The organism is Sphingopyxis sp. SCN 67-31 (assembly GCF_001725095.1).
Window position 1 is genome coordinate 65,298 of the sequence record NZ_MEFH01000068.1, and the last position, 6,439, is coordinate 71,736.

Consider the following 6,439-nt stretch of genomic DNA (forward strand, 5'->3'; position numbering starts at 1 on the left):
CACAGCGCCCCATCTATCCGTTCGCATTGATGGGTGTCTCGACTTCGCTCGACACGAACGCGAATCTATCGTCTCTAAATGGCGAGGGGGCGGTCCGGATCCGAACCGCCCCCTCGCAATTCCTTACTCCGCCTTCGCTTCCTCGGCGGCGGCGGCGGGCAGTTCGACCTTGCCGCCGGCCTTCTCGACCGCGGCGACCGCGCCCTTCGACGCGCCGGCGACCGCGAAGCTCAGCTTGGCGGTCAGTTCGCCCTTGGCGAGGAGGCGGACGCCGTCCTTGCCGCCGCGCGCGACGCCCGCGGCCTTCAGCGCGGCGTGGTCGACGGTCTTCTTCGGGTCGAGCTTCTTCGCATCGACCAGCTTCTGGACCTGCCCCAGGTTCACGATCGCGAAGTCCTTCGCGAAGATGTTGTTGAACCCGCGCTTCGGAATCCGCATGTGGAGCGGCATCTGGCCGCCCTCGAAGCCGTTGATCGAAACGCCGCTGCGGCTCTTCTGGCCCTTCTGGCCGCGGCCGCCGGTCTTGCCCTTGCCCGAGCCGATGCCGCGTCCGACCCGCATCCGGCCCTTGCGGGCGCCATTGTTGTCACGAAGATCGTTGAGCTTGATAGTCATTGCACTCGCTTTCGCTGTGTTCGCGCTATGGACCGTCCCCTCGGGGGCTAGTCCGGTTCGATTTCACTCGACGGCTGAAAGCCGGGATAGGGCCCGGCCTTCTCCATCACGATGGCCTGGGCGACGTAGCCGCGGCCATCGACCTGGGTGATCGACGGGCTGCCGTGAAGCTGCCATCCCCGGTTGAGCAGCCCCTCGACGCGCGCGCAGAAGGCGCTGTCGTCGGGTCCGGTCAACAGGCGATAGAGCTTCATCGGTGCGTCAGCCCTCGATGATTTCCACCATGTGCGGAAGCTTGCGGATCATGCCGCGCACTTCCGGGGTGTCGACCAGCTCGACCTCGCGGTTCATCTTGCCCAGCCCGAGGCCGGTCAGGATCTTGCGCTGGTCCTTGGGCCGGCGGATCGGCGAGCCGATCTGGCGGATCTTGATCGTCTTGTCGGCCATCGTCTTACTCCGTCACCGCCGCGGCTTCGGCCTCGGCCACGCGGTCGGCCGCGCCGCCCCGCTTGATCAGGTCCGAAACCTTCTTGCCGCGACGCTGCGCCACCGACTTGGGGCTGGTCTGTTCGCCCAGCGCCTCGAAGGTCGCGCGGATCATGTTATAGGGGTTCGAGGTGCCGACCGACTTGGTCACCACGTCGGCGACGCCCAGCGATTCGAACACGGCGCGCATCGGGCCGCCGGCGATGATGCCGGTCCCCGCGGGGGCCGAGCGCACCGTGACCTTGCCCGCGCCGAAATGGCCGCGGCCGTCATGGTGCAGCGTGCGGCCGTCGCGCAGCGGAACGCGGATCATCGCCTTCTTCGCGGCGGCAGTCGCCTTCGAAATCGCCTCGGGCACTTCGCGCGCCTTGCCATGGCCGAAACCGGCGCGGCCCTTGCCGTCGCCGACGACGACGAGCGCGGCGAAACCAAAGCGCTTGCCGCCCTTCACCGTCTTCGACACGCGGTTGATGTGGACGAGCTTCTCGATCAGCTCCTCGCCGCCGTCCTCGTCGCGCGGACGGCGATCGTCGCGGCGGCCACGGCCACCGTCACGACCCCCGCGACCGCCGTCGCGGCCGCCACGGCCACGGCGGGGAGCGCCGGTGTTTTCGGTCGTTTCGACCGCGCCTTCGACGTTCTGTACTTCGTCAGCCATGCTTAGAACTCCAATCCGCCTTCGCGCGCCGCGTCGGCCAGCGCCTTGATGCGCCCGTGGAACAGGAAGCCGCCACGGTCGAACACGACCTGCGTCACGCCCGCCTTCTTGGCGGCGTCGGCAAGGCGCTTGCCCACCTCGGCAGCGGCCTCCGCGGTCGCGCCGGTCTTGCCGCGCAGATCCTTGTCGAGCGTCGAGGCCGCGGCCAGCGTCTTGCCGGCGGCGTCATCGATGAGCTGCGCATAGATATGGCGGCCCGAACGGTGCACCGACAGGCGGGGACGCCCGGCGGCGCGCAGACGGAGCGCGGTGCGGACGCGCTGGCGACGTTTTTGGAAAGGGGTGAGATGTGCCATGGCTTACTTCTTCTTGCCTTCTTTGCGGAAGATGTACTCGCCGCGATACTTGATGCCCTTGCCCTTGTAGGGTTCGGGCTTGCGCCAGCGGCGGATCTCCGCCGCGACCTGGCCGACCTTCTGCTTGTCGATGCCGCTGATCTCGATCGTCGTGTTGTCCGGCGTCTTGATCTCGATGCCCTCGGGCACCGCATAGTCGACATCGTGGCTGTAGCCGAGGTTCAGCTTCAGGTTCTTGCCCTGCGCGTTGGCGCGATAGCCGACGCCGGTGATCTCGAGGACCTTGGTGAAGCCCTCGGTCACGCCCGTGACCAGATTCTGGACCAGCGTGCGCTGCATGCCCCAGAAGGCCCGCGCTTCGCGGCTGTCGTTCGCCGGCTGTACCGAAATGCTGCCTTCGCCGACCTCATATTTGATGATGTCGGACAGCGGCATCGCCAGCGTGCCCTTGGGGCCCTTGACCGACAGCGTGCCGCCATCGATCGCGGCGGTGACGCCGCTGGGAATCTCGACTGCCCTTTTACCGATGCGAGACATCAGAACACCTCCGCCAGCACTTCGCCGCCGACATTATGCTCGCGCGCCTCGGCATCCGACAGGACGCCGCGCGGGGTCGACACGATGGTGATGCCCAGGCCGTTGCGCACGATCGGCAGCTCTTTCGAGCCCGAATAGACGCGGCGGCCGGGCTTGGAAACGCGCGCCACATGGCGGATCGCGGGCTGGCCCTCGAAATATTTCAGCTCGATGCGCAGGCCCTTGTGCTGGCCCTTCGCGCCCAGCGCTTCCTCGCTGTAGCCACGGATATAGCCTTCGCGCTTCAGCACGTCGAGAACGCGGACACGCAGCGTCGAGGCGGGAGTCAGGACGCTGTCCTTCTTCGCCTGCTGGCCGTTGCGGATGCGGGTGAGCATATCACCCAAAGGATCGGTCATTGCCATCTTGCGTGTTCCTTACCAGCTCGACTTCACAACGCCGGGGATCAGGCCCTTGTTGGCCAGATCGCGCAGCTGAACGCGGCACAGCCGGAATTTGCGATAATAGGCGCGCGGACGGCCGGTCAGCTCGCACCGGTTGCGGATGCGGGTCGGGTTGCCGTTGCGCGGAATCTCCGCCATCTTCAGGCGCGCGATCAGGCGCTCGCCATCGTCGAGCGAGGTGTCGGCCGCGATGGCCTTCAGCTTCGCGTAGCGACCGGCATATTTCTTCACCAGACGCTTGCGACGCTCGTTCTTGTTCACCGAACTCAGTTTCGCCATGACTTAAGTTCTCTTTCCTTATTGAGAGAGCACGGCCTGATCCCGCGGGATCAGGCGGCTTCCTTTTCCTTGGCCTCGATCGGGAAGGGGAAGCCGAACAGCCGGAGCAGTTCGCGGGCTTCGTCGTCCGTGCGGGCGGTGGTGGTCACGATCACGTCCATGCCGCGCACCGAATCGATGCGGTCATAGTTGATCTCGGGGAAGATGATCTGCTCTTTCAGGCCCATGGCATAATTGCCACGGCCGTCGAAGCTCTTCGCCGACACGCCGCGAAAGTCGCGGATGCGCGGCATCGCGATGGTGATCAGCCGGTCGAGGAATTCGTACATCCGCTCGCGGCGCAGCGTCACCTTGCAGCCGATCGGCATGCCTTCGCGCAGCTTGAAGCCGGCGATCGACTTCTTCGCCTTGGTGATCACGGGCTTCTGCCCCGCGATCAGCTCCATTTCCGAAGCGGCGGTATCGACCTTCTTCTTGTCCTGGACCGCGTCGCCCACGCCCATGTTGAGCGTGATCTTCTCGATCTTCGGCACTTCCATCGCATTCTTGTAACCGAACTTGTCGATCATCGCCTTGACGATGTTGTCGTCATAGAGCGACTTCATGCGCGGGGTGTATTTGTCAGCCATTGATGGTCTCCCCGGACTTCACGGCCACGCGGACCTTCTTGCCGTCCTTGGTTTCGAAGCGGACGCGCGTCGGCTTGCCCGACTTGGGGTCGGCGATCGCGACCTTGCTGACGTGCAGCGGCGCTTCCTTGCGTTCGAGGCCGCCCTGCGGGTTCGCCTGGCTCGGCTTGCGGTGGCGGGTGATGACGTTGACGCCCGCGACGACGACCTTGCCGTCCTTCGGCAGGCTCTGCGTCACTTCACCGGTCTTGCCCTTGTCCTTGCCGGACAGGACGACGACCGTGTCGCCCTTCTTGATCTTGGCCATCGACATGGTCAAAGCACCTCCGGCGCCAGGCTGATGATCTTCATATAGCCGCGGCCGCGCAGTTCGCGGACGACGGGGCCGAAGATACGGGTGCCGATCGGCTCCTCGTTCTTGTTGACGAGCACGGCGGCGTTGCTGTCGAAACGGATCACCGATCCGTCGGCGCGGCGCACGTCCTTGGCGGTGCGGACGATGACGGCGCGATGCACGTCACCCTTCTTCACCTTGCCGCGCGGCTGCGCTTCCTTGATCGACACGACGATCACGTCGCCGACGCCGGCGGTGCGACGCTTCGACCCGCCCAGCACCTTGATGCACTGGACGCGCTTCGCGCCGCTGTTGTCGGCGACTTCCAATTGTGACTGCATCTGGATCATCGATGCATTTCCTTCTTCCTTGGCCTACCGGGCCGTCCCGGCGGTTCCGTGAAACTCTTACGCCTCGACTTCGGCCGCGGGGGCCGGAGCGGGGGCCGCCTTCGCCTTGGTGGGGGTCTCGACCTTGTCGAGCACCTTCCAGGTCTTCAGCTTCGAAATCGGCTTCGTTTCCTCGATGCGGACGGTCTCGCCAGCCTTGAAGCTGTTGTCCTCATCGTGGGCGTGATACTTCTTCGAGCGGCGGATGATCTTGCCGTAGAGCGGGTGCTTGACCTTCCGCTCCACCTTCACCACGACGGTCTTGTCGCCCTTGTCGGACACCACCGTGCCGGTCAGAATGCGCTTCGGCATGACAGTCTCCTTACTTCGCGGCAGCCGCGCGGACGCGCGCGGTCTGCTCGGTCTTGATGCGGGCGATGGTGCGCCGCACGTCCTTGACCCGCGAGGCCTTTTCGAGCTGGCCGGTGGCGGCCTGGAAACGCAGGTTGAACGCCTCGCGCTTCAGCTCGCCCAGCTCTTCGGAGAGCTGGTCGTCGGTCTTCTTGGTCACGTCTTCACTTTTGGCCATGGCCCTCAGCCCTCCAGGTGCGAGGTGTCGCCGAGGCGGGCGACGACCTTGGTCTTGATCGGCAGCTTCATCGCCGCGCGCTCGAACGCCAGCGCGGCCACCGGGCCGGGGACGCCGTCGAGTTCGAACAGGATGCGGCCCGGCTTCACGCGCGCGGCCCAATATTCGGGCGCGCCCTTGCCCTTGCCCATGCGGACTTCGGCGGGCTTCGACGACACGGGAAGGTCGGGGAAGACGCGGATCCACAGGCGGCCCTGGCGCTTGATCGCACGGCTGATCGCGCGGCGCGCCGCTTCGATCTGGCGGGCGGTGATGCGCTCCGGCTCCATCGCCTTCAGGCCATAGGAGCCGAAGTTCAGCGTCGTGCCGCCCTTGGCGAGGCCGTGGATGCGGCCTTTGAAGGCCTTGCGGAACTTGGTTTTCTTCGGTTGCAGCATGTCAGCAGTCCTTAGCGGCGTTCATCGCGCGCCGGGCGAACGCCCGACGTCTGCGCGTCGAGCATCAGCCGGTCGGTCGCCATCGGGTCGTGGCCGAGAATCTCGCCCTTGAAGATCCAGACCTTGATCCCGCACACGCCATAGGCGGTGTGGGCTTCGGCCTCGGCATAGTCGACGTTGGCGCGCAGCGTGTGCAGCGGCACCCGGCCCTCGCGATACCATTCGGTGCGCGCGATCTCGGCGCCGCCCAGACGGCCGGCGCAGTTGATGCGGATGCCCTCGGCGCCGAGGCGCATCGCCGACTGCACCGCGCGCTTCATCGCGCGGCGGAAGGCGACACGGCGTTCGAGTTGGTCGGCGATGCCCTGTGCGACGAGCTTGGCGTCGACCTCGGGCTTGCGGATCTCGACGATGTTCAGCGACACGTCGCTGCCCGTCATCTCGCCCAACTTCTTGCGCAGCTTCTCGATGTCGGCGCCCTTCTTGCCGATGATGACGCCCGGACGGGCGGCATAGATCGACACGCGGCACAGCTTCGCGGGACGCTCGATCACCACCTTCGAGATCGCGGCCTGCGGCAGCGACTTGAAGATGAACTTGCGGATCTTCAGATCCTCGACCAGCATGCGGCCATAGTCCTGCCCTTCGGCGAACCAGCGGCTGTCCCAGGTGCGGTTGACCTGCAGGCGCAGGCCGATCGGATTGCTCTTCTGGCCCATCTTACGCCTCTTCTTCCTGTTCGCGGAC

15 protein-coding genes are annotated in these 6,439 nt (G+C 65.7%); all 15 read right to left on the minus strand.

What is annotated here, in order from left to right; genetic code table 11:
• Positions 1–123 precede the first annotated feature (123 nt).
• From rplO to rpsC, 15 genes are read right to left on the minus strand one after another with little or no spacing between them, the layout of a single operon-like run.
• Complete coding sequence (rplO, locus tag ABS88_RS14360; RefSeq protein WP_067108837.1) at positions 124–609, minus strand: 50S ribosomal protein L15; 486 nt, start codon at positions 607–609, stop codon at positions 124–126.
• Positions 610–662: 53 nt separating this feature from the next.
• Positions 663–869 (minus strand): DUF1737 domain-containing protein, encoded by a 207-nt coding sequence (locus ABS88_RS14365; RefSeq protein ID WP_067180143.1) that lies wholly within the window; start codon positions 867–869, stop codon positions 663–665.
• 7 nt (positions 870–876) lie between these two features.
• On the minus strand, positions 877–1,062 hold the full coding sequence (gene rpmD / locus ABS88_RS14370) for a 50S ribosomal protein L30 (protein WP_067108737.1): 186 nt from the start codon (positions 1,060–1,062) through the stop codon (positions 877–879).
• Positions 1,063–1,066: 4 nt separating this feature from the next.
• Positions 1,067–1,759 (minus strand): 30S ribosomal protein S5, encoded by a 693-nt coding sequence (rpsE, locus tag ABS88_RS14375; protein ID WP_076073401.1) that lies wholly within the window; start codon positions 1,757–1,759, stop codon positions 1,067–1,069.
• A gap of 2 nt (positions 1,760–1,761) precedes the next feature.
• Positions 1,762–2,115: a 50S ribosomal protein L18 gene (gene rplR, locus ABS88_RS14380; RefSeq protein ID WP_067108739.1), complete on the minus strand. Its 354-nt coding sequence runs from the start codon at positions 2,113–2,115 to the stop codon at positions 1,762–1,764.
• A gap of 3 nt (positions 2,116–2,118) precedes the next feature.
• A complete protein-coding gene (gene rplF, locus ABS88_RS14385; RefSeq protein WP_067108742.1) occupies positions 2,119–2,652 on the minus strand; it encodes a 50S ribosomal protein L6 in 534 nt (177 codons plus the stop codon).
• Positions 2,652–3,056 (minus strand): 30S ribosomal protein S8, encoded by a 405-nt coding sequence (rpsH, locus tag ABS88_RS14390; protein ID WP_067108750.1) that lies wholly within the window; start codon positions 3,054–3,056, stop codon positions 2,652–2,654. The genes rplF and rpsH overlap by 1 nt, the downstream gene beginning before the upstream one ends.
• Before the next feature lie 12 nt (positions 3,057–3,068).
• Positions 3,069–3,374: a 30S ribosomal protein S14 gene (gene rpsN, locus ABS88_RS14395; RefSeq protein WP_067108754.1), complete on the minus strand. Its 306-nt coding sequence runs from the start codon at positions 3,372–3,374 to the stop codon at positions 3,069–3,071.
• Positions 3,375–3,424: 50 nt separating this feature from the next.
• Positions 3,425–4,003, minus strand: coding sequence for a 50S ribosomal protein L5 (rplE, locus tag ABS88_RS14400; RefSeq protein ID WP_067108758.1), 579 nt, complete (start codon positions 4,001–4,003; stop codon positions 3,425–3,427).
• Positions 3,996–4,316, minus strand: a complete 321-nt coding sequence (rplX, locus tag ABS88_RS14405; protein WP_067108760.1) for a 50S ribosomal protein L24 — start codon at positions 4,314–4,316, stop codon at positions 3,996–3,998. Before rplX ends, rplE begins: the two co-directional genes overlap by 8 nt.
• 2 nt (positions 4,317–4,318) lie before the next feature.
• Positions 4,319–4,687, minus strand: a complete 369-nt coding sequence (gene rplN, locus ABS88_RS14410) for a 50S ribosomal protein L14 (protein ID WP_011543078.1) — start codon at positions 4,685–4,687, stop codon at positions 4,319–4,321.
• Between the two features lie 57 nt (positions 4,688–4,744).
• A complete protein-coding gene (gene rpsQ / locus ABS88_RS14415; protein ID WP_067108762.1) occupies positions 4,745–5,038 on the minus strand; it encodes a 30S ribosomal protein S17 in 294 nt (97 codons plus the stop codon).
• A gap of 10 nt (positions 5,039–5,048) precedes the next feature.
• Complete coding sequence (rpmC, locus tag ABS88_RS14420) at positions 5,049–5,255, minus strand: 50S ribosomal protein L29 (RefSeq protein WP_067108764.1); 207 nt, start codon at positions 5,253–5,255, stop codon at positions 5,049–5,051.
• A gap of 5 nt (positions 5,256–5,260) precedes the next feature.
• Positions 5,261–5,692, minus strand: coding sequence for a 50S ribosomal protein L16 (rplP, locus tag ABS88_RS14425; protein WP_067108766.1), 432 nt, complete (start codon positions 5,690–5,692; stop codon positions 5,261–5,263).
• A gap of 11 nt (positions 5,693–5,703) precedes the next feature.
• Positions 5,704–6,411 (minus strand): 30S ribosomal protein S3, encoded by a 708-nt coding sequence (gene rpsC / locus ABS88_RS14430; protein ID WP_067108768.1) that lies wholly within the window; start codon positions 6,409–6,411, stop codon positions 5,704–5,706.
• Positions 6,412–6,439: the final 28 nt, after the last annotated feature.

What these genes read in the sequence shown, in the direction of transcription:
- ABS88_RS14365 (WP_067180143.1), bottom strand. Translation starts at nt 869, where the DNA reads ATGAAGCTCTATCGCCTGTTGACCGGACCCGACGACAGCGCCTTCTGC.
- rpmD (WP_067108737.1), bottom strand. Translation starts at nt 1,062, where the DNA reads ATGGCCGACAAGACGATCAAGATCCGCCAGATCGGCTCGCCGATCCGC.
- rpsE (WP_076073401.1), bottom strand. Translation starts at nt 1,759, where the DNA reads ATGGCTGACGAAGTACAGAACGTCGAAGGCGCGGTCGAAACGACCGAA.
- rplR (WP_067108739.1), bottom strand. Translation starts at nt 2,115, where the DNA reads ATGGCACATCTCACCCCTTTCCAAAAACGTCGCCAGCGCGTCCGCACC.
- rplF (WP_067108742.1), bottom strand. Translation starts at nt 2,652, where the DNA reads ATGTCTCGCATCGGTAAAAGGGCAGTCGAGATTCCCAGCGGCGTCACC.
- rpsH (WP_067108750.1), bottom strand. Translation starts at nt 3,056, where the DNA reads ATGGCAATGACCGATCCTTTGGGTGATATGCTCACCCGCATCCGCAAC.
- rpsN (WP_067108754.1), bottom strand. Translation starts at nt 3,374, where the DNA reads ATGGCGAAACTGAGTTCGGTGAACAAGAACGAGCGTCGCAAGCGTCTG.
- rplE (WP_067108758.1), bottom strand. Translation starts at nt 4,003, where the DNA reads ATGGCTGACAAATACACCCCGCGCATGAAGTCGCTCTATGACGACAAC.
- rplX (WP_067108760.1), bottom strand. Translation starts at nt 4,316, where the DNA reads ATGTCGATGGCCAAGATCAAGAAGGGCGACACGGTCGTCGTCCTGTCC.
- rplN (WP_011543078.1), bottom strand. Translation starts at nt 4,687, where the DNA reads ATGATCCAGATGCAGTCACAATTGGAAGTCGCCGACAACAGCGGCGCG.
- rpsQ (WP_067108762.1), bottom strand. Translation starts at nt 5,038, where the DNA reads ATGCCGAAGCGCATTCTGACCGGCACGGTGGTGTCCGACAAGGGCGAC.
- rpmC (WP_067108764.1), bottom strand. Translation starts at nt 5,255, where the DNA reads ATGGCCAAAAGTGAAGACGTGACCAAGAAGACCGACGACCAGCTCTCC.
- rplP (WP_067108766.1), bottom strand. Translation starts at nt 5,692, where the DNA reads ATGCTGCAACCGAAGAAAACCAAGTTCCGCAAGGCCTTCAAAGGCCGC.
- rpsC (WP_067108768.1), bottom strand. Translation starts at nt 6,411, where the DNA reads ATGGGCCAGAAGAGCAATCCGATCGGCCTGCGCCTGCAGGTCAACCGC.